Source organism: Methylobacterium organophilum (genome assembly GCF_022533465.1).
In the GTDB taxonomy this organism is placed as follows: domain Bacteria; phylum Pseudomonadota; class Alphaproteobacteria; order Rhizobiales; family Beijerinckiaceae; genus Methylobacterium; species Methylobacterium organophilum.
In genome coordinates this window covers 3,411,765-3,437,415 of the sequence record NZ_CP092848.1, presented here as the reverse complement: position 1 = coordinate 3,437,415, position 25,651 = coordinate 3,411,765, and the positions used below count along the sequence as shown (strand labels likewise).

26 protein-coding genes are annotated in these 25,651 nt (G+C 70.3%); 14 read left to right on the top strand and 12 right to left on the bottom strand.

Annotation, left to right across the window (positions count from 1 at the left end; genetic code table 11):
* Positions 1-58: 58 nt before the first annotated feature.
* A complete protein-coding gene (locus tag MMB17_RS16080) occupies positions 59-205 on the bottom strand; it encodes a hypothetical protein (RefSeq protein ID WP_241099534.1) in 147 nt (48 codons plus the stop codon).
* Positions 206-420: 215 nt separating this feature from the next.
* On the opposite strand from MMB17_RS16080, the gene MMB17_RS16075 reads away from it, so the two are divergent.
* The 6 genes from MMB17_RS16075 to MMB17_RS16050 all read left to right on the top strand — a co-directional run bounded on the left by MMB17_RS16075 (position 421) and on the right by MMB17_RS16050 (position 6,531).
* Positions 421-786, top strand: a complete 366-nt coding sequence (locus MMB17_RS16075) for a hypothetical protein (protein WP_241099532.1) — start codon at positions 421-423, stop codon at positions 784-786.
* A 158-nt stretch (positions 787-944) separates the two neighbouring features.
* Complete coding sequence (locus MMB17_RS16070; RefSeq protein WP_238312735.1) at positions 945-1,181, top strand: hypothetical protein; 237 nt, start codon at positions 945-947, stop codon at positions 1,179-1,181.
* Positions 1,182-1,460, top strand: coding sequence for a hypothetical protein (locus MMB17_RS16065; RefSeq protein WP_238312737.1), 279 nt, complete (start codon positions 1,182-1,184; stop codon positions 1,458-1,460).
* Between the two features lie 278 nt (positions 1,461-1,738).
* Positions 1,739-4,390 carry a DNA gyrase subunit A gene (gyrA, locus tag MMB17_RS16060; protein WP_420847379.1) on the top strand — a complete coding sequence of 884 codons (2,652 nt, stop codon included), beginning with the start codon at positions 1,739-1,741 and terminating at the stop codon, positions 4,388-4,390.
* A gap of 113 nt (positions 4,391-4,503) precedes the next feature.
* The gene (locus MMB17_RS16055) at positions 4,504-5,874 is read left to right on the top strand and encodes an MATE family efflux transporter (protein WP_241099529.1); all 1,371 of its coding nucleotides are present in this window, start codon (positions 4,504-4,506) and stop codon (positions 5,872-5,874) included.
* A gap of 132 nt (positions 5,875-6,006) precedes the next feature.
* Positions 6,007-6,531 carry a hypothetical protein gene (locus tag MMB17_RS16050; protein WP_241099527.1) on the top strand — a complete coding sequence of 175 codons (525 nt, stop codon included), beginning with the start codon at positions 6,007-6,009 and terminating at the stop codon, positions 6,529-6,531.
* Positions 6,532-6,655: 124 nt separating this feature from the next.
* Here the strand turns inward: MMB17_RS16050 and ssb are convergent, their stop codons facing one another.
* The 3 genes from ssb to polA form a co-directional block, all read right to left on the bottom strand.
* The gene (gene ssb / locus MMB17_RS16045; protein ID WP_241099526.1) at positions 6,656-7,222 is read right to left on the bottom strand and encodes a single-stranded DNA-binding protein; all 567 of its coding nucleotides are present in this window, start codon (positions 7,220-7,222) and stop codon (positions 6,656-6,658) included.
* Between the two features lie 170 nt (positions 7,223-7,392).
* Positions 7,393-7,845, bottom strand: a complete 453-nt coding sequence (locus MMB17_RS16040) for a DNA polymerase III subunit chi (RefSeq protein ID WP_238312746.1) — start codon at positions 7,843-7,845, stop codon at positions 7,393-7,395.
* A gap of 61 nt (positions 7,846-7,906) precedes the next feature.
* Positions 7,907-11,041: a DNA polymerase I gene (gene polA / locus MMB17_RS16035; protein WP_241099525.1), complete on the bottom strand. Its 3,135-nt coding sequence runs from the start codon at positions 11,039-11,041 to the stop codon at positions 7,907-7,909.
* Between the two features lie 400 nt (positions 11,042-11,441).
* Here polA and MMB17_RS16030 point away from each other — a divergent pair, with 400 nt between their 5' ends.
* Both MMB17_RS16030 and MMB17_RS16025 read left to right on the top strand, forming a co-directional pair.
* The gene (locus tag MMB17_RS16030) at positions 11,442-11,855 is read left to right on the top strand and encodes a hypothetical protein (RefSeq protein ID WP_241099523.1); all 414 of its coding nucleotides are present in this window, start codon (positions 11,442-11,444) and stop codon (positions 11,853-11,855) included.
* A gap of 346 nt (positions 11,856-12,201) precedes the next feature.
* The gene (locus tag MMB17_RS16025; RefSeq protein ID WP_241099521.1) at positions 12,202-12,855 is read left to right on the top strand and encodes a hypothetical protein; all 654 of its coding nucleotides are present in this window, start codon (positions 12,202-12,204) and stop codon (positions 12,853-12,855) included.
* Positions 12,856-12,871: 16 nt separating this feature from the next.
* Here the strand turns inward: MMB17_RS16025 and MMB17_RS16020 are convergent, their stop codons facing one another.
* The 4 genes from MMB17_RS16020 to MMB17_RS16005 form a co-directional block, all read right to left on the bottom strand.
* Positions 12,872-14,350: a UdgX family uracil-DNA binding protein gene (locus MMB17_RS16020; RefSeq protein WP_241099519.1), complete on the bottom strand. Its 1,479-nt coding sequence runs from the start codon at positions 14,348-14,350 to the stop codon at positions 12,872-12,874.
* Positions 14,350-15,561, bottom strand: a complete 1,212-nt coding sequence (locus tag MMB17_RS16015) for a putative DNA modification/repair radical SAM protein (protein WP_241099517.1) — start codon at positions 15,559-15,561, stop codon at positions 14,350-14,352. The genes MMB17_RS16020 and MMB17_RS16015 overlap by 1 nt, the downstream gene beginning before the upstream one ends.
* Positions 15,562-15,664: 103 nt before the next feature.
* Positions 15,665-16,096 carry an OsmC family protein gene (locus MMB17_RS16010; RefSeq protein ID WP_241099516.1) on the bottom strand — a complete coding sequence of 144 codons (432 nt, stop codon included), beginning with the start codon at positions 16,094-16,096 and terminating at the stop codon, positions 15,665-15,667.
* Between the two features lie 73 nt (positions 16,097-16,169).
* Positions 16,170-16,742 carry a RecX family transcriptional regulator gene (locus MMB17_RS16005; RefSeq protein WP_420847277.1) on the bottom strand — a complete coding sequence of 191 codons (573 nt, stop codon included), beginning with the start codon at positions 16,740-16,742 and terminating at the stop codon, positions 16,170-16,172.
* A 95-nt stretch (positions 16,743-16,837) separates the two neighbouring features.
* Between MMB17_RS16005 and MMB17_RS16000 the strand changes: the two genes are divergently transcribed.
* The gene (locus MMB17_RS16000; RefSeq protein WP_241099513.1) at positions 16,838-18,250 is read left to right on the top strand and encodes a TAXI family TRAP transporter solute-binding subunit; all 1,413 of its coding nucleotides are present in this window, start codon (positions 16,838-16,840) and stop codon (positions 18,248-18,250) included.
* 18 nt (positions 18,251-18,268) lie between these two features.
* Here MMB17_RS16000 and infC read toward each other — a convergent pair whose 3' ends face one another.
* Both infC and MMB17_RS15990 read right to left on the bottom strand, forming a co-directional pair.
* Positions 18,269-18,790, bottom strand: a complete 522-nt coding sequence (gene infC / locus MMB17_RS15995; RefSeq protein ID WP_238312766.1) for a translation initiation factor IF-3 — start codon at positions 18,788-18,790, stop codon at positions 18,269-18,271.
* 228 nt (positions 18,791-19,018) lie between these two features.
* On the bottom strand, positions 19,019-20,275 hold the full coding sequence (locus MMB17_RS15990) for a glycosyltransferase family 4 protein (RefSeq protein WP_238312768.1): 1,257 nt from the start codon (positions 20,273-20,275) through the stop codon (positions 19,019-19,021).
* Between the two features lie 187 nt (positions 20,276-20,462).
* Here MMB17_RS15990 and MMB17_RS15985 point away from each other — a divergent pair, with 187 nt between their 5' ends.
* Positions 20,463-21,266 (top strand): alpha/beta hydrolase, encoded by an 804-nt coding sequence (locus MMB17_RS15985; protein ID WP_241099511.1) that lies wholly within the window; start codon positions 20,463-20,465, stop codon positions 21,264-21,266.
* Here MMB17_RS15985 and MMB17_RS15980 read toward each other — a convergent pair.
* Positions 21,253-21,519: a BQ00720 family protein gene (locus tag MMB17_RS15980; RefSeq protein ID WP_238312773.1), complete on the bottom strand. Its 267-nt coding sequence runs from the start codon at positions 21,517-21,519 to the stop codon at positions 21,253-21,255. The two genes, MMB17_RS15985 and MMB17_RS15980, sit on opposite strands and share 14 nt — an antisense overlap.
* A gap of 143 nt (positions 21,520-21,662) precedes the next feature.
* Positions 21,663-22,091 (bottom strand): Hsp20 family protein, encoded by a 429-nt coding sequence (locus tag MMB17_RS15975; protein ID WP_238312775.1) that lies wholly within the window; start codon positions 22,089-22,091, stop codon positions 21,663-21,665.
* A gap of 659 nt (positions 22,092-22,750) precedes the next feature.
* Here MMB17_RS15975 and MMB17_RS15970 point away from each other — a divergent pair.
* From MMB17_RS15970 to MMB17_RS15955, 4 genes are all read left to right on the top strand, one after another.
* Positions 22,751-23,233, top strand: coding sequence for a Tat pathway signal protein (locus MMB17_RS15970; protein ID WP_241102213.1), 483 nt, complete (start codon positions 22,751-22,753; stop codon positions 23,231-23,233).
* A gap of 63 nt (positions 23,234-23,296) precedes the next feature.
* Positions 23,297-23,989, top strand: coding sequence for a MotA/TolQ/ExbB proton channel family protein (locus MMB17_RS15965; RefSeq protein WP_238312777.1), 693 nt, complete (start codon positions 23,297-23,299; stop codon positions 23,987-23,989).
* Positions 23,990-24,103: 114 nt separating this feature from the next.
* Positions 24,104-24,592 (top strand): protein TolR, encoded by a 489-nt coding sequence (gene tolR, locus MMB17_RS15960; protein WP_241099509.1) that lies wholly within the window; start codon positions 24,104-24,106, stop codon positions 24,590-24,592.
* A 4-nt stretch (positions 24,593-24,596) separates the two neighbouring features.
* Positions 24,597-25,643, top strand: coding sequence for an energy transducer TonB family protein (locus tag MMB17_RS15955; RefSeq protein ID WP_238312781.1), 1,047 nt, complete (start codon positions 24,597-24,599; stop codon positions 25,641-25,643).
* The last annotated feature ends 8 nt before the right edge of the window (positions 25,644-25,651 follow it).

Genomic DNA, 25,651 nt, shown 5'->3' with positions numbered 1-25,651 from the left:
TTTTCACCGCGGCGCGCACCGCCGCGTGTCGAGACTCACGCCGCGGTCACGCGGCCCGTCACGTCTCGGCGAGGCGCTCCGCGAACAGCACGGTCGTCGCTGGCCGGGCGTCGGCGCGGCTGGCCTCGACCACCGAGACGATGGCCCTGTCCGGCCTGATCCGGGGCGGGGAGCGGGGCATGGCCAGGCCGCAGCGTTTGTCCACCCGGATCTGTCGCCCGCGCGACCATGCCGAACCGCGCTGCCCTGCCCGGAGCGCGTGACCTCCGGCAATTGCCGCCCGGATGCGTGTCCCTCGAAGGGCGATGTCCTGGCCTGAGCGACAACTATAGCCGTGTCTTTCCTCCGGTCCCGGTCAATGTTTCGTCGAATTCGGTCGTCACAGCCGCGTGATCCATCGATCCTGCGGAGAGTTCCTCGATGCGCAAAGCTTGGCCCGTTCTGGCGTTGATCGCCGGCCTCACCCTGACCGTTCCAGGCTCCGCCCGCGCCGCCGACGGCACGGCGGTCGGCGTCGGCACGGGGGCGGTGGCGGGCGCGCTGGTCGGCGGTCCGATCGGTGCGGTGGTCGGGGCCGTGGCCGGCGGCGTGATCGGCTCCCGCTCCGACGGGGCGCGTCCGCGCCGGCATCGTCGCCCGCGCTATGCCCGACGCGCCCAGGGCGCCGAGCGATTCGGCGGTCCGCGCGTCGCCCAGGCGGCCCCCGCCGCCGCTCCCGCCGCGCGTCCGCAGGGCGGCCCGGCCACCGAGGTCAGCACACGCCAGGGTTGGCAGGATCCCCGCTGAGCGCGCGATCGGGCATGGGGGCGACGGGGCCTGCACAACCTGTCGCCGGAAGGTCACACTGGCGGGAATCACGTCGCGACACGGACACGGTGCCATTTTCAGGACGGATTGAGGCGCGCAGGATCACCTCATGTGAGCGACAGCGAACCGAGGTTGCCATGGCCGACTCCGACGCCCGCCGCCAGCCCTCCGCCGCCTATGCCGTTTCCGCTGATCAGGGCGGCCGGCCCGGCCTCGCCCTCGGGCGGGTCACGAAGGGGGTCGGCACCGCGCTCGGCAAGAGCATCGCCGTCGATCGGGAGGCGCCTCTCCCGGACTCCCTCGCCATCCTCGTCGAGCGCCTGCAGGCAGGCCCGCTCGGTCAAACGCCCCTCAAGCATCGTCGAGTCGCCTGAATGTCAAAGGTCGATAGAGTGTCCCAGGCCAACGTCGTCGCCTTCCCCGCCGTCGCCTCCGAGGCTGTCGCCGACGAGAACGTGGCGTCCGTGATCCAGGTGCTCCAAGACCAGCTCCAGCTCGCCCGCGAGGGCAAGCTGCGCTCGGTGGCCGTGGTCTCCGTCTCCAACGACGGCAGCGCCATCGGCACGCAATGGTCCTGCACCACCGGCGACGTCGCGAGCCTGATCGGCAAGCTGACGGTGCTCGCTCACGACATGATGGCGGCGCGGAACTGACGCTCCGGGAAGCCGCGTCGCGCGCTGCCCGCGCGGCCGCTTCCGGAGGCTCCGCGCGCCTTGCGCGGAGCCCATGCGGGCATATATTAACCGTCTGATATAGCTCGTCTTCTAAGGGGGTCTGCAGCCTTCGGCAGACGCCGCTCCCGCCCCCGACGAGCCGCGCCCTTCCCCAGGGCATGCGAGACGGAAAGAAGACCTTGGCAGATAACGAAGAAAACGGCACGGGCGCGCCGCCGCCCGCCACCGACATCAAGCCCGTCTCCATCACCGACGAGATGCGCCGCTCCTATCTCGATTACGCGATGAGCGTGATCGTGAGTCGCGCGCTCCCCGATGCCCGCGACGGCCTGAAGCCCGTCCATCGGCGCATCCTCTACTCGGCCTTCGAATCCGGGCACCTGCCGGACCGCAAATACGTCAAGTCGGCGCGCATCGTCGGCGACGTGATCGGTCAGTACCATCCGCACGGCGACCAATCGATCTACGATGCCTTGGTGCGGATGGCGCAGGACTTCTCCATGCGCCTCATGCTCATCGACGGGCAGGGCAATTTCGGCTCGGTCGACGGCGATCCGCCCGCCGCCATGCGCTACACCGAATCGCGCCTGGCCAAGCCGGCGACGGCCTTGCTCGCCGACATCGACAAGAACACCGTCGATTTCGGGCCCAACTACGACGAATCGCGCGAGGAGCCGACCGTCCTTCCGGCCCGCTTCCCGAACCTCCTCGTCAACGGCGCCGGCGGCATCGCCGTCGGCATGGCCACGAACATCCCGCCGCACAATCTCGGCGAATTGGTCGAGGCCTGCCTCGCCCTGATCGAGGATCCGGGCCTCGGCCTCGACGCCCTCCTCGAGATCGTGCCTGGCCCCGACTTCCCCACCGGCGGCTCGATCCTCGGCCGTGCCGGCACGCGCCAAGCCTACGCCACCGGCCGCGGCTCCATCATCATGCGGGCGAAGTCCCATGTGGAGGAGCTGCGCAAGGAGCGCGAGGCGCTGATCTTCACCGAGATCCCGTATCAGGTGAACAAGGCGACGCTGATCGAGAAGATCGCCGAGCTGGTGAAGGACAAGCGTCTCGAGGGCATCGCGGATCTGCGCGACGAATCGGACCGCGACGGCATGCGCATCGTGGTCGAGCTGAAGCGCGACGCCATGGCCGACGTGGTGCTCAACCAGCTCTACCGGTTCACGCCCCTGCAGACCTCCTTCGGCTGCAACATGGTGGCGCTGAACGGTGGCCGCCCCGAGCTGATGACCCTGAAGGACCTGCTCCAGGCCTTCGTGGATTTCCGCGAGGAGGTCGTCTCCCGCCGGACCAAGTTCCTGCTCGGCAAGGCCCGCGAGCGCGCCCACGTCCTGTGCGGCCTCGCCATCGCGGTGGCCAATATCGACGAGGTGATCCGCCTGATCCGGACCTCGCCGGACCCGAACAGCGCCCGCGAGGCGCTGATGGGCCGCGACTGGCCGGCGGCCGACATCGCCCCGCTGATCGCGCTGGTGGACGACCCCCGCCACCGCGTGGCCGAGGACGGCACCTACCGCCTTTCCGAGGTGCAGGCCCGCGCCATCCTCGACCTGCGCCTGCAGCGCCTGACGGCCCTGGGCCGCGACGAGATCGGCGACGAGCTGAAGAAGCTCGCCGAGGAGATCGCCGACTATCTCGACATCCTGCGCTCCCGCGCCCGCATCCAGGGCATCGTGCGCGACGAGCTGATCGAGGTGCGCGACGCCTACGCCACCCCGCGCAAGACCATGATCCTCGACTACGACGCGAATGTCGACGACGAGGACCTGATCCAGCGCGAGGACATGGTCGTCACCGTGTCCCATGCCGGCTACGTCAAGCGCGTGCCGCTCTCGACCTATCGGGCGCAGCGCCGCGGCGGCAAGGGCCGCTCCGGCATGGCGACCCGCGAGGAGGATTTCGTCACCCGCCTCTTCGTGGCCTCGACCCACACGCCGGTGCTGTTCTTCTCCGACCAGGGCCAGGCCTACAAGGAGAAGGTCTGGCGTCTGCCGATCGCGGCGCCGAACGCCCGCGGCAAGGCGCTGGTCAACATCCTGCAGCTCCAGCACCAGGGTGAGCGCATCACCACGATCATGCCCCTGCCGGAGGACGAGGCCTCCTGGGAGACCCTCGACGTGATGTTCGCGACCGCGTCGGGCAATGTCCGGCGCAACAAGCTGTCCGACTTCGTGCAGGTGAACCGCAACGGCAAGATCGCGATGAAGCTCGATCCGGGCGACCACATTGTCCATGTCGAGATCTGCCGGCCGGAGCAGAACGTGCTGCTCACCACCGCCAACGGCCAGTGCATCCGCTTCCCCGTGGAGGACGTGCGCGTCTTCAAGGGCCGTGATTCCACCGGCGTGCGCGGCATCAACCTCGGCAGCGACGACCGCGTCATCTCCATGACGATCCTCAATCACTTCGAGGCGACGCCGGAGGAGCGCGCGGGCTACCTGAAGATGCGGCGCGCCGTGATCGGCGACGGTATCGAAGGCGAGGCCGCGGAGAACGGCGAGGCGGAGGAGGCGAGCGCCGCCGCGATCTCGCCGGAGCGCTACACCGAGATGAGCGCCGCCGAGCAGTTCGTGCTCACCCTGTCCGAGCGCGGCTTCGGCAAGCGCACCTCGTCCTACGAGTACCGGACCTCGGGCCGCGGCGGAAAGGGCATCACGGCCATGCGGGTGAACGCCCGCAACGGCAGCCTGGTCGCCTCCTTCCCGGTGGAGCCGAGCGACCAGATCATGCTCGTCACCAATGCCGGCCAGCTCATCCGCGTGCCGGTGGACGACATCCGCATCGTCGGCCGCGCCTCGCAGGGCGTGACGGTGTTCAACACCGACAAGGCCGAGCGCGTCGTCTCCGTCGAGCATATCGAGGGCGACGAGGAGGACGGCGAGGAGGCCGCCGGCTGAGACCGGGGCCGGGTCCTCGTCCGGGCCGCGTATCGGAAACGGCCCCTGCCGATGCAGGGGCCGTCTTCTTTTGCGGAAGGGACGCCGGCGGTCCGGCGCGATAAGCCCGGGCCATGACCGCGAATCCCGAAGCGCCCGCCCTCTCCGCCGACCTGCCGCGGGACGGCGCCCTCCGCCCGACCAGCCGCCAGGTGCTGCTGCTGGCGCTTCCCGCGACCCTCGCCAACGTGACGACGCCGCTCCTCGGCTTCGTCGGGGCGGCGGCGATCGGGCGGCTGGGGGATGCCGCGCTCCTCGGGGCGGTGGCCCTCGGCGCGGTGATCTTCGACGCGATCTTCTGGAGCTTCGGCTTCCTGCGCATGGCCACCGCCGGCCTGACCGCGCAGGCGGTGGGCGCCCGGAATCCGGCCGAGATCGACCGGGCGCTGGCCCGGGCGCTCGCGGTCGGGGTCCTCTGCGGGCTGGTCCTCGTCGTGGGTCAGATCCCCCTCGCGGCCCTCGCCTTCCGCATCGCCGGGGCGAGCGCGGCGGTGACGGCGGGGCTCGCGGTCTATTTCCACATCCGCATCTTCGCCGCGCCCTTCACCCTGGCGAACTACGCCGTGCTCGGCTCGGTCCTGGGGCGCGGCCGCACGGATCTCGGCCTCGCCATCCAGGTCGGCATCAACCTCGCCAACATCGCCCTGACGCTGCTCCTAGTGCTCGGCCTCGGCTTCGGCATCGCCGGGGCGGCCGGGGCCACTTTCCTGGCGGAGGCCGGGGGCACGGCGCTCGGGCTCGCCGTCCTGCATCGCCTCGGCGCCCGCCCCTTCCGGGTGCCCATGGCGGAGGTGTTCGGCCGGGCCGCCCTGATGCGCACGCTCAAGGTGAATGCGGATGTGCTGATCCGGACCCTGGCGCTCGTCGCCGGTATCACCCTGTTCTCGGCCATGGGCGCGCGGCTCGGCGACGTGACGCTCGCCGCCAATGCCGTGCTCTGGAATCTCTTCCTGATCGGGGGCTTCTTCCTCGACGGCTTCGCCACCGCCGCCGAGGCTTTGTGCGGCCGGGCCGTGGGCGCCCGGGACCGCGAGGCCTTCGCCGCCGCGTCCCGGCTCTGCCTCCTCTGGTGCCTCGCCTTCGGCGTGGCCGTCAGCACCCTGGCGCTCGGCGGGGGCGGCGCCTTCATCGACGTGGTGACGACGAGCGAGCCGGTGCGGGCCGATGCCCGCTCGCATCTCCTCGCCGCCGGGCTCGCGCCCCTCGTGGCCGCCCTGCCCTTCGCCTATGACGGCATCTATATTGGCGCGACCTGGACCCGGGCGATGCGCAACCTGATGCTCGCCGCTTTGCTGGTCTATCTCGTCGCGCTCTTCGCTCTCCAGGCGCTCGGGCTCGGCAATGGCGGCCTCTGGCTCGCCTTCCTCGTTTTCCTCGCGGCCCGCGGCCTCGGGCAGGCCCTCGCCTTTCCAGGGCTCGCCCGGCGGAGTTTTTCCGGGGGCTGAAAGCCCGCAGCCTCTGCCGCCTGCCCGTACTCTGGCCAATTGACGTTCGACCGCGCTCCGCTCGAATGCCCGCGCCGCCCGTCAACGACAGTGTCCGATTCCGCGGAGCGGACGGGCGATGAGGACTTTCCAATGAAGACTCGTCTCTTCCTGCGCTTGGCCTTGCTGGCTGGCCTCGCCGCTTCTGTGGGGGCCACGCCGGGCTGGGCGAAAACCGTGAAGATCCCGGCCACCACCCCGCCGATGGCCGTGGAGATTCCCGGCGCTTGGACCGCCAGCACCGTCAAGCACGGTCTCGAGATCAAGAGCGACGACGAGGAGGTCTTTCTCTGGATCGAGACCTACAACGAGGCGAATTACGAGACCATCAAGGCCGAACATGGCCGCTATTTCGAGGGCCAGGGCGTCACCGTGACCGGCGAGCCGAAGATCGAGCCCCGGCGCTACGCGGGCTACGGCCTCGCTTTCCTCGACCTGCCGGCGACCTGGAAGGGCAAGCCGACGGTGCTGCGCTACATCTTGGTCGAGCCGGACGACAAGGCCAAGCGCCGGCTGATGATGAGCTACTGGGCCTCCCCGGAAGGCGACCGGACCCATGACGCCGCCATGAACAAGCTCGTGGAGAGCCTCGCCGCTGCTGTGAATGCCGCAAACTGAGCCGCTCCTCGGCGGGGACGGCGATCCCGGTGAGGGCTGTCGGCGCTGTCGGTTCAGGCAAAACAAAAGGACCAGGGCCGAAGCCCTGGTCCTGCTGCCGTAGACGCTCGTTATAAGCCTAAGCCTAGAACGGGATGTCGTCGTCGAGGTCGTAGTTCGGCTTGCCGCCGCCCCCGCCGGACGGGCGGGAGCCGCCGCCCGAGGAGCGACCACCACCGCCGCCCCCGCCGTAATCGCCCCCGCGGTCCCCGCCCCGGCCGCCGCCGTACTCGTCGCGGGAGCCGCCGCGGCTGATCTGGCCGCCGCTCTCTTCCTCGCCGGCGAAGTCGCCGCCGCCGCCGCGGCCGTCGAGGATCGTCATCTCGCCGCGGAAGCGCTGCAGCACGACCTCGGTCGTGTACTTCTCGACACCGGAATTGTCGGTCCATTTCCGGGTCTGGAGCTGGCCCTCGATATAGACCTTCGACCCCTTGCGCAGATACTGCTCGGCCACGCGGGCGAGGTTCTCGTTGTAGATCACGACCGAGTGCCACTCGGTCTTCTCCTTGCGCTCGCCCGACATCTTGTCCTTCCAGGACTCGGACGTCGCCAGCCGCAGGTTCACCACGGGATCACCGGAGGCGAGGCGCCGCGTCTCGGGATCGCGCCCGAGATTGCCCACCAGGATCACCTTGTTCACGCTGCCCGCCATCGCACTCTCTCCTCGCGATCCGATCTCACAGGGGCTGCCGCCCGGAGGCCGACTCATGAGCCTTCCCGGGGCCACCGGCAACGGGTCCAAACGGCGAATCCACGGGACAACCGGCAGCCCGTAAGTTCTACTTTTGTTCTCGTTCGGCGACAAGGCCGCGAAGGACGCCCTTACGCCTTCTTGTTCCAGCGCCCGTCCTCGTCCTGCTGCCAATAGGCGACCGCGTGGCCCTGCTCCTTGGCCGCCCGCCACTGCTCCCGGGCGCGCAGCAGCGCGTCCTGGTCGTTGCCGTCGAACAGGATGCAGATGCGGGCATAGGATTCCGCATCCGCCGGCAGGTCCGCCCCCTCCACCAGGAAACGGATCGACGCGCCGTTGGGATTGACGTCCCGCAGGGTCAGCACCACGGGCTGGCTTCCGGAATCCGGCTCGCGGTCGGTGCCGTGGGGCAGGAAGCTGTCGTCGGAATAGGTCCAGAGGCCGTCGTCGAGGGCCTGCAGCCGCTCCTCGCTCACGGCCTGGATGGCCGCCTGCCAGCCGCGCTCCAGCGACTTCTCGATCAGGCTCGGCAGCACCTTCTCCAGGGGCTGGCGCTGCAGGTGGTAGAACAGGATCTCGGTCACGGCGGCGAGGATAGGGCGCCAGGCGGGCGGGCGCGAGGGCCCGCGCGCTCCTCCGCGCGTCTCAATGCGCTTCCTGCCAGTTCCCGGCGGCCTTGGCCTCCACCACCAGAGGCACGCGCAGGGTCAGGGCCGGGGCTGGCGCCTGCTCCATCACCCGGGCGATCACCGGCAGCGCCGCCTCGATCTCCTCCTCGGGCGCCTCGAAGACGAGTTCGTCATGCACCTGCAGGAGCATGCGCAGGTTGAGATGCTCCTTGCGCAGGGCGTCCTCCATCCGGGTCATGGCCCGGCGGATGATGTCGGCCGCGGTGCCCTGGATCGGGGCGTTGATCGCCTGACGCTCCACGCTCGCCCGCTCGCTCGGGTTGTTGGAGCGGATCTGGGGATAGTGGCAGACCCGGCCGAACAGGGTGGTGACGTAGCCCTTGTCGCGGCAGAGCTTCTTCGTGCCCTCGATATAGTCGCGGATGCCGGGGAAGCGCTCGAAATACTGCCGGATGAAGGCCGAGGCCTCCTCCCGGCCGATGCCGAGGCGGTCGGCGAGGCCGAAGGCCGAGATGCCGTAGATGATGCCGAAATTGATGGTCTTGGCCCGCCGGCGCAGATCCGGCGTCATCTCGGCGAGGGGCACGCCGAACATGGCCGAGGCGGTCGCCGCGTGGATGTCGATGCCGTCCTCGAAGGCCTGGCGCAACTGCGGGATGTCGGCGATGTGGGCGAGGATGCGCAATTCGATCTGCGAGTAGTCCGCCGAGATCAGCTTGGTGCCCTCGGGCGCCACGAAGGCCCGGCGGATGCGCCGTCCCTCCTCCGTGCGGATCGGGATGTTCTGCAGGTTCGGGTCCGAGGAGGAGAGCCGGCCCGTGGTGGTGGCGGCCAGCGCGAAGGAGGTGTGGACGCGGTTCGTCTGCCGATCGGCATGCTCCTGCAGCGTGTCGGTATAGGTCGATTTCAGCTTCGAGAGCTGGCGCCATTCCAGGATCTTCCGGGGCAGTGCGTGCCCGGCCTGGGCGAGCTCCTCCAGGAGCGTCGCCGGCGTGGCCCATTGGCCCGAGGGCGTCTTCTTGGCGCCGGGCAGGCCCATCTTGCCGAAGAGCACGTCGCCGATCTGCTTGGGCGAGGAGACCTGGAAGCGCTCGCCGGCATCCTCTTGGATCTCCTCCTCGAGCCGCGCCAGGATCTGCGAGAAGTCGCCCGAGAGGCGGCTCAGCATGTCGCGGTCGATGCGGATGCCGTTGGCCTCCATGCGGGCGAGCACGGGTACGAGGGGCCGCTCCAGGGTCTCGTAGACCGCGACGCGCTTCTCCGCGACGAGGCGCGGCTTCATCATGCGCCACAGGCGCAGGGTCACGTCGGCATCCTCGGCGGCGTAGGCGGTCGCCTTGTTGAGGGGCACGCGGTCGAAGGTCAGCTTGTTGCGCCCGGTGCCGGTCACGTCGGTGAAGGTGATCGGCTGGTGGCCGAGATGCCGGCGGGCGAGCTCGTCCATGCCGTGGCCGCCCTTCCCGGCATCGAGCACGTAGGAGATCAGCATGGTGTCGTCGAAGGGTCCGACCTCGATGCCGTAGCGCTTCAGCACCAGCCAGTCGTACTTGATGTTCTGGCCGATCTTCAGGGTGCCCGGATCCTCCAGCAGCGGCTTGAGGGCGGCGATCGCCTGATCGAGGGGAATCTGGGTGATCGTCTGGTCCGCGGCCTCGCCGTCCTGGGCCGCCTCGCCGAACAGGTCCCCGTCCTTCGTGTCGGGCTTCACGTGGGCGAGAGGAATATAGGCCGCGCGGCCCGGAGCGGTCGCGAGGGAGACGCCGACGAGGCCGGCGCGGTTGGCGTCGAGGGCGTCCGTCTCGGTATCGACCGCGACGACGCCCGCCTCGAAGGCCTCCGCGATCCAGGCTTCGAGTTGCGCCAGGGTCGTGATCGTCTCGTAGGCGCTGGTGTCGAAGGGCTTGACCGCCTCCGCCGCCCGGGCCGCGACCACGCCGGCCGGCGTCGGCTCGGTGGCGCGGGGCTTCGGCGCCGCATCCGGCAGGCCGAGATCGGCGAAAGGATCGACCTCTCCAGTCTCCGGGGGCCTGGCGCCGGCCCCGCGCTCCGGCGCCGCCGCGGTCTCGGGATCGACCGGCACGGAATCCCCGAAGAAGGGCACGGCGTCGCTGCCGCCGGCGGCGTTCTCGTAGCCGTGGGGCCGGGCGCCGGGCAGCAGCGCCGGGTCGGGCTTTACCGCCTCGGGGTCGACATGCAGCATCTGGGCGATGCGCCGCGTCAGGGTGTTGAACTCCATCGCCTTGAGGAAGCCGACGAGCTTCTCGGGGTCGGGCTCCGGCACGCCGAGATCGTCGAGGGGCACCGGCACCGGCACGTCCTCTTCCAGGGCCACGAGCTTCCGCGAGAGCCGGGCCTGGTCGAGATTGGCGAGCAGGGTTTCGCGGCGCTTGGGCTGCTTGATCTCGCCGGCCCGCTCCAGCAGCTGCTCCAGGCTGCCATATTCCTTGATGAGGGCGGCGGCGGTCTTGAGCCCGATGCCGGGCACGCCGGGCACGTTGTCCGAGGTGTCGCCGATCAGCGCCAGGGCGTCGCCGATCTGCTCCGGGCTCAGCCCCTCCCACTTGGCGATGATCGCCTCGCGGTCGAGGTTGCGCTCGGGGCGGTAGCCGGGCTTGCCCTTGGCGCCGGATTCGAAGTCGTAGAACCGGATCCGGTCCGAGACGAGCTGCATCAGGTCCTTGTCGGAGGACACGATGATCACCTCGGCGCCCCGGGCTTCCGCCTGCCGGGCATAGGTCGCGATCAGGTCGTCGGCCTCGTAGCGCTCCAATTCCACCGCGTGCAGGCCGAAGGCGCGCACCGCGTCGCGCATCAGGGGCATCTGCCGCTTGAGATCGTCGGGCGCGTCCGGGCGGTGGCCCTTGTAGTCGGGGAAGAGCTCCTTGCGGAACGAGCCCTCGGACTTGTCGAAGACGATGCCGAGATGGGTCGGCTTCACCCCCGCGGCGCCGTCCTGCAGGAACTGGGCGATCTTGGTGCAGAACAGCCGCACGGCGCCGGTCGGCAGGCCGTCCGAGGGGCGGGTGTTGTACTTCTGGTCCTGGTTGATCGACTGAAAATAGGCGCGGAAGATGAAGGACGAGCCGTCCACCAGGATCACGCGGTCATTCGCCCCGACAGGGTCGTGGGCAGGCTGGGTCTCGACGGTCATCCAGGGGCTCATGCGCGGGGACGCCCCTCTCTAAAGCTCCCGACCCCCATCCGCCAATCGTGCCGCCGCGCCGCGCCAGGGCCCTTCCCCACCCGATCCAGAGAGGGATCGCGCCACCCCATGCCCCGACGTGCGATGGTGCACCGCCCGCGCGCAAACCGGACCCGCCAAGGGAACCCGCTGAAAGAGCAGCATAAATCGGCCCGGATTCTGCAATCCTGCACGAAATTTCACACGGATTTCCGGATGTCTTGAAGTATATCTATATTGCGCTGCGACAAAACGTGCGTTGTCTCCAGATCAGCGGATCCCAGATCACGGTCATCGAAGAGCACGCGGAGGCGTCGGACGGAGATGTCTCTGTTCTTCCCGTTCCGCGAATCAGATGAGGAATTCCTGGATGACCAACCGCACCAAGATCACCACCGCGCTCGCCCTAGCCCTCGGCCTCGCCGCCACGCCGAGCCTCGCCCAGTCCCTCTATTCCGATAGCGCCAGCTACAACCGTGACGGCACGCTCAATGTCTGGGGCGCCCATATCGACCCCGTCTCCCCCCGCGGCGGCGTGCTCGGCGGTGTCGGCAACGTGGTCGGCGGGACGGTCGGTGCCGTCGGCGGCATCGTGGGCGGGACGGTCGGCGCGGCCGGCACCATCGTCGGCGGCACGGTGGGCGCTGCGGACGACATCGTGACCGGCTCGATCGGCGGCCCGCGCACCGGCTACACCGACTATTCGGCCCGTGCCGGTAATGCCGAGCAGCTCGACCGCCCGGTGCCGCAATACGGCCGGGTGAGCGGCGGCCCCCTGCGCTGAACCCCTTCCCCGAACCATCGGCGAAACGGCGGAGCCTCGGCTCCGCCGTTTTCGTTTGTGGCGAACCCGGAGGCGCCGCACCGTCGTCCAGGCGCCCTCTGCCCGGCCACGAGAGGGGCGATCGACACCAGCGACCAAGACTTCGGCGGAGCGATTTCTTTATCGCAGGATAATTTTGAGCGCGAGCGATCGCCTTCGGCAGATCTCGTGGCAGCCCGCCATGAATTGTTCCCCGGGCATCAACGTAAAATCAACGAATTGATGCAGCGCGGCGCGGAACGGATCCGCTTCGCCTCCCGTTGAAGGCGCATCGATCACACCATCGCTCAAGCTTCGGGAGGGGACGATGCCGACCCAGACCCGCCTCCGCCGTCTCGCCCTGGTCATCCTCTCCGGCGCAACGGTGGTCTCCACGGCCGCCGCCGTGCACGCCCAGGAGGGCGGCTTTCTCGAGCAGCTCTTCGGCGTGCGCCCGGCGCCGCAGCCGGTCGCCCCGGTCCAGCCCGCCTGGGATCCACGCGCCGCCGCGCCTCAGAGCTACCGGGCGCGCCGCCACATCCGGTCGAGCGAGCGCCCGCGGGCGCGCTACGTCGCCCTGCCCGCCGATCCCGACAAGATCCTCGGCAAGCAGCCGGTGGATTCGAAGGCGATCGCCGCCAACCCGACCGCGGCGATCATGAAGGACGAGACCCTGCGCCCCGGCGACATCGTCGTCCTGCCCACCGGGCCGAAGGTGTTCACGGGGGCGGCTTCCACGGGCAAGCGCCACCGGGCCGCGGATTTCGAGGATGTCCGCCAGTCTCGCTCCGTCGACAAGAAGACGCGGGCGCTGCTGCTGGCGATGATGGTGCCCCATGGCGCCATGCCGGCGGCCGAGGCACGGAAATACCTCGCCAAGGCCCGCAAGATCGCCCCGGCGGAGGACATCGCCCCGCTGGAACGCCAGGCCCGCAACGAGTCAGGCGCGCGGGTGATCAATGTGTGGAACGCGGCACGCTGACGGCAGCCTGCCGCTTTCACGCCGCCAGGGAGGCGGCCCGCCGCAAATCCTCGACGAAGGTCGCGTAGGCCATGGCCTTCGCCTCCTCGTCGGGCAGGCGCAGCAGATAGGAGGGGTGCACGGTGATGTACCCCTCGTAGGGCTTGCCGAACCGGGCCGGCCCGCGCGCCCGGGTGATTGGGATCTGCTTGCCGGCCAGGGCCAGCACCGCCGTCGCGCCGAGGGCCACCACCAGCTTCGGGGCGACGAAATCGAGTTCCCGGTCGAGCCACCAGCGATAATGGCTCACCTCCCCCGCCGTCGGCTTCTCGTGGATGCGCCGCCTGCCGCGCAGGGTGAACTTGAAGTGCTTGACCGCATTCGTGAGATAGCAGGCGTCCCGGTCGATCCCCGCCTCCTCCAGTGCCCGTGACAGGAGCTGGCCCGCCGGCCCGACGAAGGGCCGGCCCTGCCGGTCCTCCTGGTCGCCCGGCTGCTCGCCGACAAAGGCGATGGGCGCGCCGATCGGGCCTTCCCCGAGTACGGCCTGGGTCGCGCCGGGCACCAGGGGCTCCGAGCGCTTGATGATCGCGTTCAGGGCCTCCAGCGAATCCGGTTCCTGCTCGGCCATCGCCGCCACGGCCCGGGCGGGCTCGCGCTTCACGGACATCTGCGGCTCCCTCTCGATCATCTCCACGGTGCGGCGGCCGGCCTGCCGGACCAGTTCGGGAATCGCCGCGGTCTCGGGCATGTTCCGCCAGTATTTCCTCGGCATCTCCGCGCGCATGGCGCGCAGGTTCGTGCGGGCCGGGTTGAAGGTGCTCTCGTAGTAATCCCGCCAGCCCCCTTCGAAGGGGTCCGAGGCGGGGGCATCCTCGCGTCGCCCCGGCGGCCCGAAGCGGAGCGCCGTGCCGTCCCAATGCGCGGAGCCCTCCGGCGTCAGGATCGTCCAGTCGAGGGCGCGGAAGCGATCGACGAAGAAGGGAGCGACGGCCTCCAGGATGTGATGCTCCGGCTCGAACCAGGCGACGAAGCGCTCGCGGGCGCCCTCCTCCACCCGGCGGAATCGCAGGAAGGCGTGCATCTTGTGCAGGTCGCGGCCGATCGCTTTCCGCATCAGGTGGAGGCGATGGATCAGGGGGTCGCTCGCCACCTCCATCAGCGCCCGCTCGCCGCGGCTGACGCGCCAGATCAGGCTGTAGAGCAGCGCGTAGCGCTCGGGATCGCGGTGGGGCACCACCATCGGGATCAGGTCGGCCACGGCCCGGGGCAGGCGCAGGGGTGCCCCTTCCCCGGCGACGGCGTCCGAGGCGAACAGGCCGGGTGCGGCCGTTTCCTGCCAGACGACCCGCTCCGGCGGCACCGCGGCGGCGATCAGGCTCCGCGCGCTGGCCCGGAAGCCGGTGAGATCCGCGCCGGGGGACAGGGCGACGGCGTGAAGGGGGCCGCCGCTGCCGCCCTTCCCTCCTCCGCTGAGGGGAAGGGAGGAGACGGCCCCGTTCCCATGCGCCCCCATCAGAACAGGCTCAGCTGCTCGGCCGGCTCGGCGAGGCGGGCCCGCAGATCGAGGCGGTCGGTCAGGGCGGTGGGGCGATGGTCGGCGGCGACGAGGAACGGGCGCGCGCGCTTCAGGCCGGAGCTGAGCCGGGCGACGTCATCGAGGCGCAGGGTCGCGTGCCGGCGCGCCTTCAGGAGGGCGTCGACCGCCCGCGCCCCGAGGCCCGGCACCCGCAGCAGCATCTCCCGGTCGGCCCGGTTCACGTCGACGGGGAAGCGGTGCCGGTTCTTGAGCGCCCAGGCGAGCTTCGGGTCGATGTCGAGGGCGAGCATCCCGTCCTCGGAGGCTTCCGCCACCTCGCCTGCTGAGAAGGCATAGTACCGGATCAGCCAATCCGCCTGATAGAGCCGGTGCTCCCGTTGCAGCGGGGGCGCCTTCAGGGGCAGGATCGCGGAGCCCGCAGGGATCGGGCTGAAGGCGGAGTAGTAGACCCGTTTCAGGCCGAGCTGGTCGTAGAGCTGGGCGCTGCGGCCGATCAATGCGGCGTCCGTGGTCGCATCGGCGCCAACGATCACCTGGGTCGATTGCCCGGCCGGCGAGAAGCGCCGCTTCTCCGCCTTGGCCTGCACGATCCGCTCGCCGATCTGGGCCATGGCGCCCTGGATGGCGGCGCCGTCCTTCTCCGGGGCGAGGCGGGTCAGGCTCTCCTCCGTCGGCAGCTCGACATTGATCGAGAGCCGGTCGGCATAGAGGCCCGCCTCCTCGATCAGCCAGGGGCTCGCCTCAGGAATCGACTTCAGGTGGATATAGCCGCGGAAGCCGTGCTGCCGGCGCAGTCTCTTCGCGACCAGGGTCAGCATCTCCATGGTGTGGTCCGGCGAGCGGATGATGCCGGAGGAGAGGAACAGCCCCTCGATGTAGTTGCGCTTGTAGAATTCCACCGTGAGCGTCACGACCTCGTCCACGCTGAAGCGGGCGCGGGTGACGTTCGAGGAGCGCCGGTTGATGCAATAGGCGCAGTCGAACAGGCAGTAATTCGTGAGCAGGATCTTCAGGAGCGAGATGCAGCGGCCGTCCGGGGTATAGGCGTGGCAGATGCCCGCCCCCGTGGTCGAGCCGAGCCCGTCCTTGCCGGCCGTGCGCTTCGGCGCCCCCGACGAGGCGCAGGAAGCGTCGTATTTGGCGGCATCCGCGAGGATGCGCAGCTTGCGCGCGAGCTTTTCGTCCATGGAACGGACCATGAACGAGATGGCCGCTCAGGCAATGCGGCGCGATGCCCTCATCACCGGAAAATGCGTCCTCCCGGAGCGAAGCCGGGAGGACGCGCGGGCCTCAGCCCTGGACGAGGGTCTTGTCGAGGGTGATCTCAGCATTGAGCAGCTTCGAGATCGGGCAGCCCTTCTCGGCATTGCCGGCCAGTTCGTCGAACTTGGCCTGATCGATGCCGGGGATCGCCGCCTTGAGGGTCAGGGCCGACTTCGTCACCTTGAAGCCCTTGCCGTCCTGGACCAGCGTGACGACCGCCTTGGTGTCGAGCGACGTCGCCGTGAGACCGGCTTCCTGGAGCTGGAAGGCGAGCGCCATGGTGAAGCAGCCCGCATGCGCCGCGGCGATCAGCTCCTCCGGGTTGGTGCCGGGCTCGTTCTCGAAGCGGGTGTTGAAGCCGTAGGGGTTGTCCGAGAGCACGCCGGACTGGGTCGTGATCTTGCCTTTGCCGGTCTTGCCGTCGCCCTCCCAATGGGCGCTCGCGTGGCGGTCGGTCATGGGTGGTCTCCTGAACATCGGGGTTCGATCGTGCGCAAGCTGGCGCGCGGGGAGACGAAGTCGAGGGGCCGTCTCAGCTTTCCGACTCGGGGCCGGCCTCGATGACGTCGCGCGCGAGGCCGATGGAGAATCCCGCTCGGGCCATGGCGGCGAGGTCGCGCGCGCGGCGCTCCGCCCGGTCCGCCGCCGGCCGGAAGGGGCCGAGCCGCCGCCGTCGTGCATAGGCCCGGGCCGCCTCGAGCTCGTGGTCGCGGCTCTCGCCCGCTTCCTCCTCCTCCGCCGCCAGCGTCGCCGCGATCAGGGTGCGGTCGATGCCCTTGGCGGCGAGCTTGGCGCCTGCGCCTCGGGTGGAGGTGCCCCGGCGGCGCAGGGTCGCGAGGCGGGCGGCGGCGAAGCGCGCATCATCCACGAGCCCGGCCCGCACGGCCCGGGCCACCGTCTCCTCGATCAGCGGCAGATAGGGCTCCGCCTCCTCGCCCCGGGCTCGGGCGCGCTTGTCGACCCGCCGGCGCAGGGTGCGACGGAGCATCTCGGAGGAGGCGCCGTAGCGCTCGAGGTAGTGCAGGGCCGCCCGCTCCAGCCACTGCGCCGTCACCGGCGGCGCGGTCCTTGCCTGGGGCTCCGATGCAACATTCCGTGAGGTCATCAGTTCTTCACGATCTGGACAGGTTTCCGATCCATGACGAGAATATGGTTAGCACGCAGGTTCGCCGGACCCGAACCCGGCTGGGCTCCGTCCTGATGCGGCGCGAGTGGGTGCTCGTCCTGCTGGCGCTCATCTTTGGCGCCGTGGCGGCCGGGATCGCCTATCTCTCGCGCCCCACCACCCTCGCCGTGGCCGTCGGCCCGCGCGACGGGGCGGAGGCGGCGCTGATGGAGGTCTATGCCAAGACGCTGGCGCGCAACCACGAGGACGTGCGCCTCCAGGTCCATCATTTCGACGACGTGCGCGACAGCGCCGCCGCTCTGCAGGAGAACAAGGCGGATCTGGCCGTCGTCCGTCCGGACGTGCTGCTGCCGGAGAACGGCCTGACTCTCGCGGTGCTGCACGACGAGGCGCTGATCGTGGCCGCGCCGGAGGCGAGCGGCATCGAGAACGTGGCCGATCTGTCGAAGCGGCGCCTGGGCGTGGTGGTGCGCCACGCCGCCGACATCCCGTTCCTGACGAACCTTCTCGATTTCTACGATTTCAAGCCGGCGAGCCCCGCCGAGCTCGCCGAGGGCCGGACGCTGCCCGCCGCCCATGTCGGCCTGGTGCCGCTCAAGGCCGCCGAGGTGAGCGAGGCCCTCTCCACCAAGCGCGTCGATGCCGTCGCGGTCGTCGCCGCCCCGGCCTCCAAGGCGGCGATCTCCACGGTGCGCGCGGTCGAGGCCGCCTCCCCCGACAAGGCGGTGACCCTGGTGAGCGTGCCGGACGGCAAGGCGATCATCCAGCGCCTGCCGGAGCTGCAATCGGTCACCATCCCCGCGGGCACCTTCGGCGGCTGGCCGAAGCGGCCGGAGGAGGATGTCGAGACCGTGGGCGTGTCCTACCGCCTGATGGCCCGGGGCTCGGTGAGCCGCATGGCCGTGGCCTCGGTGGTGCAGCACCTGTTCGAGTGGCGCTCGCGCCTCGCGGCGACCGCCCCCGTCGCCAATCTGATGAAGGCGCCGGACTACGAGACCACCGTCACCGCGACGAGCGCGCGGCTGCCGAACCATCCGGGTGCGGTCGACTATTTCGAGCGCGAGCAGCAGACCCTGCTCGAACGCTACGAGGACTGGATCTACCTGATCGCCTTCTTCGGCGGCACCATCGGCTCCGGCTTCGCCTGGCTCGGCCAGCGCCTCGCCCGCAAGCGGCGGGAGCGGATCGACGTGGTGCTCGACCGCCTGCTCGACATCCTCGGCGAGGCGCGCACGGCCATCAGCGTGGCGCAGCTCGACGCCCTGACCCGCGAGACGGATACGCTGATCGCGGATGTGGTGCGTCAGGCCCGGGAACGCTCGATCGACATCCGCTTGGTGGGTGCGCTGATCCTCGCGATCGACGCGGTGAACGGCGCGCTTGACGACGGGCGCCGGACGCTGGGCAGCCCGGCCGTCGAGACAGCCGCCGGCGCCCGCGCGCGCACGGCACGGCTCCTGGCGCTCAACCTGTCCGCGGCGGAGTGAGGAAGACTCGCCCGGCGCTCAGCGCGGGGCGAGGATCATGATCATCTGGCGGCCTTCCAGCATCGGCTCGCTCTCGACCTTGGCGACCTCCTGGGTCTCGCCCTTGACGCGCTCGAGAAGCCTCAGGCCGAGATCCTGATGCGCCATCTCGCGGCCGCGGAAGCGCAGGGTCACCTTGACCTTGTCGCCTTCCTCGAAGAACCGCTGCATGGCCTTCATCTTCACGTCGTAGTCGTGCTTGTCGATGCCGGGCCGGAGCTTGATCTCCTTGACCTCGACGGTCTTCTGCCGCTTGCGCGCCTCGTTCTGCTTCTTCTGCTCGTTGAAGCGGAAGCGCCCGTAATCGAGGAACTTGCACACCGGCGGTGCGGAATTCGGTGCGATCTCGACGAGGTCGAGTCCGACCTCTTCGGCCATGGCGAGGGCGTCGAAGAACGGCACGATCCCACGGTTCTGCCCGTCCTGATCGATCAGCTGAACCTCGCGGACACCGCGAATGTCCCGGTTGGCGCGCGGCCCGTCCTTCTGCGGGGCCGGCATGGCTCTCATCGGTCTACGAATGGCTATGTTCTCCTGAAATAACGACGAAACGGCAGCCTTTGGAGCTGCCTACCTCGGCAAACCCCGGCCACCGTACGGCCCGGCCAATGCCGGGCGATCGCACCTTGGCAAAACCTCTCCGCAAGTCAACTCGGCAGCACCACTTTCGGTTCACGAAAAGCCGGTTCTGCGACGGTCTCCGGGAAGGTCAGGCGAAATCGTCACGAATCATGCGGGCTCGTGCGGACTCGCGAAACCTGCCGGCCGGCCCTGACCGAGCAGATGGGAATAGATGGCGAGGGTCGCGGCGGTCATGGTCTCGAGGGAGAAGTTCGCCTCCACATGCGCGCGAGCGCGCCGGGCCATCGCGTCCCGGGCGCTGGCGCGCAGGGACAAGGCTTCCGCGAGCGCCTCGGCCAGGGCCGCCGGGTCGCCCGCGGGCACGCGCCAGCCCGTGCGCAGGCCGGGCTCGACGTCGGGCGGGGCGAGCACCGTTTCCGGCACGGCCCCGAGATCGGACACCACCACCGGTACGCCCAGCGCCTGCGCTTCGACCGCGGAGCGGCCGAAGGCCTCCGGCTCGACGGAAGGCACCGCCACCACGGCGGCGGCGCGGAAGGCCGCCGGCATGTCGAGGCAATGGCCGACCCGGCGCACCACGCCGTCGAGGCCGCGGGCCGCCACCAGGGCGTCGAGCTCGCGAACATAAGCCTCGCGCCCCTGCGGGTCGCCGGCCAGCACCACGGTGAAGTCGGGCACGCCCTGCGCGCGCATCCGGGCCGCCGCCTCGATCAGCACCCGCTGTCCCTTCCAGGCGGTGAGCCGGGCGGCGAGCAGCACCACGCGCTCGTGCGGAGGCACGCCCCAGTGCCGCCGCAGGGCCTCGACCCGGGCCGGCTCGACGGCGGAGGGCGTGAAGAGCGAGAGATCGGTGCCGCGATGGATCACCGCGATCCGGTCGCCGGCCTGTTCGGGATGGAAGCGCCGGATCAGGTCGGCGGTGTAGTGGGAATTGGCGATGACCACGTCGCCCCGGGCCATGACCGAGTTGTAGAGCACCTTCACCCCGGTCCGGCCGGAATAGGCGCCGTGATAGGTCGTCACGAAGGGCAGCCCGAGGCGCCGGGCGGCGCCCAGGGCGACCCAGGCCGGGGCCCGGGAGCGGGCATGGATCAACTGCACCCCCTCCCGCCGGCACAGGCGCATCAGCCGGCGCACGTTCCAGGCCATGGCGAGGGGGTTCTTGGAATTGGCCGGGAACGGCAGCCAGACGCCGCCCCGAGTCTGGAGCTCGCCCACGAGCCGCCCGCCCTCGGTGGCGACGAGCGCCCGGGCGCCCGCCGCGCTGAGGGCCGCGGCGACGTCGACCGTGGTGCGCTCCGCTCCGCCGGCTTCGAGGGCCGGGATGATCTGGAGCACGCTCACGCCGGCGAGCGGCAGGCCCTCGCTCGGGAAGGCACCGGCAGGCCGGGTCTCGCCGTTCATCGCCATCGATCGTCCGTGCTTGTGTGGCTGGCCATCTTCCCTGGAACCGGGGTCGTCGCGGCCGCCGGGGCGGGCACGGTGTGGAAGGGACAGGTTGCGCGAGGATCGGCTCCGCGCTTTACGGTTCGGTAAACGAAGCCTCGACGCTGTTGCGTCATGGCGGCGAATCGAGAGCAGCGAGCAGGCGATGGCAGAGAGCGGCGCCCGGGACGAGATCCCCGTCGAGATTCTGAAGGTCGAAGGCTCGCGGGGCGCGCGGGACATCGCCGTGAGGGTCCGGCCGGGAGCGGGGGCGCCGGTCGTCTGGCTCGGCGGCTTCCGCTCGGACATGCGCGCCACCAAGGCGCGGGCGCTCGATGCCTGGGCCGCTTCGCAGGGCCGCCCCCTCGTCCGCTTCGACTATTCCGGCCACGGCGAATCCGGCGGTAGCTTCGCGGAGGGGACGATCTCGGATTGGCTCGCCGACGCCGTGGCGGTGCTCGACCGCTTCGCGCCGGAGCGCCCCCTCCTCGTCGGCTCCTCGATGGGCGGCTGGATCGCCTGCCTCGCTGCCCTGGCGCGCGCGCGGGCGGGCAGCCCCGCTTCCGGCATGGTGCTGATCGCCCCGGCCCTCGATTTCACGGAAGCGCTGATGTGGGAGGCATTCCCGCCGGAGGTGCGCCGGCAGCTCGAGACCGAGGGCGTCTGGTACCGCGCGACGGCCTATGCGCCGGAGCCCGACCCGATCCGCATGGCGCTGATCGAGGATGGGCGCCGGCACCTGCTGCTCGGCGCCCCCCTCGATCCGGGCTGTCCGATCCATCTTCTTCAGGGGATGCAGGATCCCGACGTCCCCTGGCGGCACGCCCTTCGGACGGTCGAGCGCCTGCCCGGTGCGGGCACGCTGCTGACGCTGATCGCCGATGGCGATCACCGCCTGTCGCGCCCGCAGGACATCGCGCTGATCTGCGAGGCGGTGGAGCGCCTCGCAGGCCGGATCAGTGCAGGCTGACCGGATAGAGATCCTGCGCCACGGCGTTGGCCAGCACCACGTCGCGGGAATCCGCGAGCATGATCGGGGCGCCGCTCGCCGAGAGCAGGGCGAAGAGGTCGAGGCCGGGGCTGAGCTCGGGCGCCTGGGGGAACAGGCGCTTCACCTCATCCGAGCGGACCGGGCGCACATAGGCGATGTGGCCCTCGCCCAGGGCGGCGAGATCGGCGGGCCCGAATTCGACGGGCGGGTTGGTCTGTGCGTTGTTCGTCATGTCGTGCCCTCCTTCAAGGCAGAGCCAGTCTCGGTCACCGCCCCGCGGATGCGGCAGCGGGCCTCGACCGATGAGATGGGTGGCCGGCTGAGGGATTGCGAGGGGGCGGGCCACCGCCGATGTCGCAGGCGGCCAAGCGCCGGTCAGTCCCGCGCGGCGATCGCGATCTTGCGGACGATCCGCTCCGGTTCCGGACGGACCAGGTCGATCGAGAGCAGGCCGTTCGAGAGGTCGGCGCCCAGCACCTCCATCCCGTCGGCGAGCAGGAAGGTGCGTTGGAACTGGCGCGCCGCGATGCCCCGGTGCAGGAACTGACGCGCCTTGTCGTCGACCTGCCGGCCCCGCACGACGAGCTGGCTCTCCTCCAGGGTCACGTCCAGCTGATCGAGGGTGAAGCCCGCGACGGCGAGCGTGATTCGCAGCCGCTCCGGCGCGTCGCCGGCCCGGGGGATCCGCTCGATGTTGTAGGGGGGATAGCCGTCGCTGGCGGCTTTCGACACGCGGTCGAGCGCCTGCTCGATCTCGTCGAAGCCGAGGAGGAACGGGTGACCGAACGGGGAAGGCCGCGTCATCGGGTGCGCAACTCGTATTTCCGAAGCCCGCAAGGCGCGGGCCGGCGTGGCGCACGCCCCTGAAGGCACTTCGCGGATCGGGAGGCCCGCGCGATGCGGCACCCCCCTCCGTCTAAGAGATATGGCCGCCGCCCTCCGCGCCATCAAGGGCGCGGCGCCGGCCGTCCCCGTCCCTCTCGCCCGTCCCTTGCTTCTTCTCTCGGCTTCTCCTCCCACCCGAGGGCGCCCCCGGATCCGCGGGGGGCCTGTGAATACCGAAGCTTTGCCGCCGGGTCTCGAAAAGCGCGGCTTCCTCAGTGGGATGGCAGCGCGAATACCGGTGCAGAAGGACAGGTTTGGGATAAAGTGGCAATGTTCGGCTCCAGCGCTCCGCCGAATAACAGTTTGGAATTCCTCTATAATTCGGCCGGCGCCTTGATTGACCATCCTGCGTCGGATACTTCAGCCGGCACGACGAGATGACGCCTCGGGAGATCGCGGCGTCGTGCGGCCTTGCCTTTTTCGATCGTGGATTGCCGGCCGGCCGGTTTTCTCGGCCGCGCTCCCGATCGGGTCGTGCCCGTGGCGCGGCGGCAAGCGGGACAGGCGGGCCCGATGGAGGCCCGCCGCTCACCGGGAGGATGGACGTGAGGCAGGCGTTGGAGGTGGTCGTGCGCGGCATGCGTTCGGTTGGGAAGGGAAAGCGGTCTCTGGTCGCGGGCGCGGCCCTCGCGCTGGCTCTCGTCGGCCCGGCTCTCGCCCAGGACGCCAAGTCTTCGGACGCCAAGCCGTCGGACACCAAGGCCGCGGCCGGTCCCGCCCTGAAGATCCAGCTCAATCGCCTCGAGCCCGCCGGCGAGGCCTGCCGGACCTATCTGGTCGTCGACAACGGCGCCGGTCCTGCCCTCAAGTCGCTCAAGGTCGACCTCTTCGCCTTCGACACCGAGGGCGTCGCGCAGAAGCGCCTCGCCGTCGAACTCGGGCCGATCCAGGACAAGAAGACCGTGGTGCGGCTGTTCGACTTCCCCGGTCTCGCCTGCCCCAAGATCGGCCGCGTCCTTCTGAACGATGTGCTTGCCTGCGAGGGCGGCGAGGCCAGCCGCGAGAGCTGCCTGGAGCGCATCGAGACCGACAGCAAGACCTCCGCCGCCTTCAACCGTTGAGGGTCCGGGCGGGCAGCTGACCGCCCCGGGCTTCGCCACAGGATCGATTCGAGGAGTTCGCCCATGGATCCGACATCCGCCCCCGCCGCTGCGGCGCACGATTTCTCGTTCCTCGGTCTGTTCCTGCAGGCCGATCCGATCGTGAAGGGCGTGATGATCCTGCTCGTGGTCGCCTCGATCGCCTGCTGGACCGTGGTCTTCGAGAAGATCGTGCGCTTCGCCGGCGCCCGGCGCGAGGCCAAGCGCTTCGAGACGCTGATCGCGAGCGGCGGTCCCCTGGAGACGGACAAGGCGGGCATCGCCAGCCGCCTCGTCCAGGCCGGGCTGGAAGCCTGGCGCGATCAGGATCCGACCGAGAGCCGGGCCGAGCGGCGCGAGCGCATCGAGCGCGCCATGCGCGGGGCGCTGAGCCTCGAGGTGAAGCGCCTCCAGACCGGCCTGCCGCTGCTTGCCACCTCCGGTTCGACGGCGCCCTTCATCGGCCTGTTCGGCACGGTCTGGGGCATCATGAACTCGTTCTCGTCCATCGCCCGCAGCCAGGACACCAGCCTCGCCGTGGTGGCGCCGGGCATCGCCGAGGCGCTCTTCGCCACCGCGATCGGCCTCGTCGTCGCGATCCCCGCGGTCATGGCCTACAACAAGCTCTCGGGCGACGTCGCCCGCATCCAGTCGAATTTCGTCTCCTGCATCGCGGTGCTCGGCAACCGGCTCGCCCGCGACCGGGGCGCCAGCCACGCCCGCGCCGCCGCCGAATAGGCCGCGCCGCCCGCGCGAGGCCCCTAGGGGCCTGATCGAGACCTGAGATTTTCGCGGGGCCGCGCCCGTCAGGACGGCGCGCAGCCCGACACCAACCGCCCGGGAGGGCCGACGATGGCAATGGGTTCGATCCGCCAGGAGGGCGGCAGCGACGAGGACGGCCTCGACGCCACCCCGATGTCGGACATCAACGTCACGCCGATGGTCGACGTGATGCTCGTGCTGCTGATCATCTTCATGGTCGCGGCCCCGCTGATGACGACGGGCGTGCCGGTGCAACTGCCGAAGACCACGGCGGCCAAGGTTGCCCAGGCGCAGAAGCCCCTGGAAGTCTCCATCGACAAGGACGGCCATCCCTACATCGCCAAGGACGCCTTCACCCCCGAGACGCTGATGCCGCGCCTGCGGGCGCTCAAGGCGGAGAACCCGGACCAGGTCGTGCTGGTCCGCGGCGACCGGGACGTGCCCTACGGCAAGATCATGGAGGTGATGGGCCTCGTCGGCCAGGCCGGCTTCACCAAGGTCTCGCTGATCGCGCAGTCGCCCGGCGGCGGCGCGGCGCCTGCTCCCCCTCCCGCCCCTTCCAACGCGCCCGCGCCCTAACGCCATGACCGCTCTGGTTTCGTCGCAGAGCCCGGGCCGGGGGCCGTCGGGGCTGTTCGCGGCCTTCGTCGTCGCGCTCCTGCTGCACGCGCTCGCCCTGCTCGCGATCACCTTCCTGCATTTCACGCCGCCGGCGCCCCCCGGCGAGCAGGAGATCACGATCGATCTCGCGCCGCAGATGACGGAGGCCGAGACGCAGGCGCCCGCCGAGCAGGCCCAGTCCGAGGCCGCGCCCGAGACCACCAAGCCGATCGGCGATCCGATGGAGGCCGCCGAGCCGCCCCCGCCTGAGACCGCCGAGGTGGTGCCGGAGGAGGCGATCGCCGAGCAGCCGCAGGAGGTGAAGCCTCCGCCCCCGCCCGAGGTGCTGGCCGAGAAGCCGCCGGAGACCGCGCCGCCCCCGCCCGAGGAGCGGATCATCACCTCCCAGGCCCCGGAGGCGGAGGCTCTGGCGCCTCCGCCGCCGGAGACCGTGGCCAAGCCGCCGGAGCCTCCGAAGCCGATCGAGCCGGCGAAGCCCAAACAGCCCGATCCCGCCAAGATCGCCGCGGAGCGGGAGGCCCGTCGCAAGGCCGCCCTCGAAGCCAAGCGCGAGAAGGAACGCGAGGAGCGTCGCCTCGAGGCGATCCGCGAGAAGCGCGAAGCGCAGAAGCGTGAGCGCGAGGCGGCTCGCAAGGCCGCTGCCGCCAGCGCCGGGCAGTCGCAGCGCAACTCCGCTTCCGCCTCGCGCCAGAGCTCGGGTGGCGCGGCCTCAGCCGGCAGCGATCCGAACGCCATGGCGCAATGGAAGGCCTCGATGGCGGCCACCATCCGCGGCCGCATGAACCGCGAGGCGGCGTCCGGCACCTCCGGCGGCGTCGCCACCGTGCGCTTCACCGTGAGCCGGTCCGGTTCCGTGAGCGGGGCCGGGCTGGCGGGCAGCAGCGGCATCGGAGCCATCGACAGCGCGGCGCTCGCCGCCGTGCGCGGCGCACTGCCGCCGGCCCCCCCCGGCGTGACCCAGTCGAGCCTCTCCGTCACGGTTCCGCTCCGGTTCAGCCCGGGGCGGTGACGCGCGGC

Coding starts and splice junctions, on each gene's coding strand:
- MMB17_RS16075 (WP_241099532.1), top strand. CDS start 421: ATGCGCAAAGCTTGGCCCGTTCTGGCGTTGATCGCCGGCCTCACCCTG.
- MMB17_RS16070 (WP_238312735.1), top strand. CDS start 945: ATGGCCGACTCCGACGCCCGCCGCCAGCCCTCCGCCGCCTATGCCGTT.
- MMB17_RS16065 (WP_238312737.1), top strand. CDS start 1,182: ATGTCAAAGGTCGATAGAGTGTCCCAGGCCAACGTCGTCGCCTTCCCC.
- gyrA (WP_420847379.1), top strand. CDS start 1,739: ATGCGCCGCTCCTATCTCGATTACGCGATGAGCGTGATCGTGAGTCGC.
- MMB17_RS16055 (WP_241099529.1), top strand. CDS start 4,504: ATGACCGCGAATCCCGAAGCGCCCGCCCTCTCCGCCGACCTGCCGCGG.
- MMB17_RS16050 (WP_241099527.1), top strand. CDS start 6,007: ATGAAGACTCGTCTCTTCCTGCGCTTGGCCTTGCTGGCTGGCCTCGCC.
- ssb (WP_241099526.1), bottom strand. CDS start 7,222: ATGGCGGGCAGCGTGAACAAGGTGATCCTGGTGGGCAATCTCGGGCGC.
- polA (WP_241099525.1), bottom strand. CDS start 11,041: ATGACCGTCGAGACCCAGCCTGCCCACGACCCTGTCGGGGCGAATGAC.
- MMB17_RS16030 (WP_241099523.1), top strand. CDS start 11,442: ATGACCAACCGCACCAAGATCACCACCGCGCTCGCCCTAGCCCTCGGC.
- MMB17_RS16025 (WP_241099521.1), top strand. CDS start 12,202: ATGCCGACCCAGACCCGCCTCCGCCGTCTCGCCCTGGTCATCCTCTCC.
- MMB17_RS16020 (WP_241099519.1), bottom strand. CDS start 14,350: ATGGGGGCGCATGGGAACGGGGCCGTCTCCTCCCTTCCCCTCAGCGGA.
- MMB17_RS16015 (WP_241099517.1), bottom strand. CDS start 15,561: ATGGACGAAAAGCTCGCGCGCAAGCTGCGCATCCTCGCGGATGCCGCC.
- MMB17_RS16010 (WP_241099516.1), bottom strand. CDS start 16,096: ATGACCGACCGCCACGCGAGCGCCCATTGGGAGGGCGACGGCAAGACC.
- MMB17_RS16005 (WP_420847277.1), bottom strand. CDS start 16,742: ATGACCTCACGGAATGTTGCATCGGAGCCCCAGGCAAGGACCGCGCCG.
- MMB17_RS16000 (WP_241099513.1), top strand. CDS start 16,838: ATGCGGCGCGAGTGGGTGCTCGTCCTGCTGGCGCTCATCTTTGGCGCC.
- infC (WP_238312766.1), bottom strand. CDS start 18,790: ATGCCGGCCCCGCAGAAGGACGGGCCGCGCGCCAACCGGGACATTCGC.
- MMB17_RS15990 (WP_238312768.1), bottom strand. CDS start 20,275: ATGAACGGCGAGACCCGGCCTGCCGGTGCCTTCCCGAGCGAGGGCCTG.
- MMB17_RS15985 (WP_241099511.1), top strand. CDS start 20,463: ATGGCAGAGAGCGGCGCCCGGGACGAGATCCCCGTCGAGATTCTGAAG.
- MMB17_RS15980 (WP_238312773.1), bottom strand. CDS start 21,519: ATGACGAACAACGCACAGACCAACCCGCCCGTCGAATTCGGGCCCGCC.
- MMB17_RS15975 (WP_238312775.1), bottom strand. CDS start 22,091: ATGACGCGGCCTTCCCCGTTCGGTCACCCGTTCCTCCTCGGCTTCGAC.
- MMB17_RS15970 (WP_241102213.1), top strand. CDS start 22,751: ATGCGTTCGGTTGGGAAGGGAAAGCGGTCTCTGGTCGCGGGCGCGGCC.
- MMB17_RS15965 (WP_238312777.1), top strand. CDS start 23,297: ATGGATCCGACATCCGCCCCCGCCGCTGCGGCGCACGATTTCTCGTTC.
- tolR (WP_241099509.1), top strand. CDS start 24,104: ATGGCAATGGGTTCGATCCGCCAGGAGGGCGGCAGCGACGAGGACGGC.
- MMB17_RS15955 (WP_238312781.1), top strand. CDS start 24,597: ATGACCGCTCTGGTTTCGTCGCAGAGCCCGGGCCGGGGGCCGTCGGGG.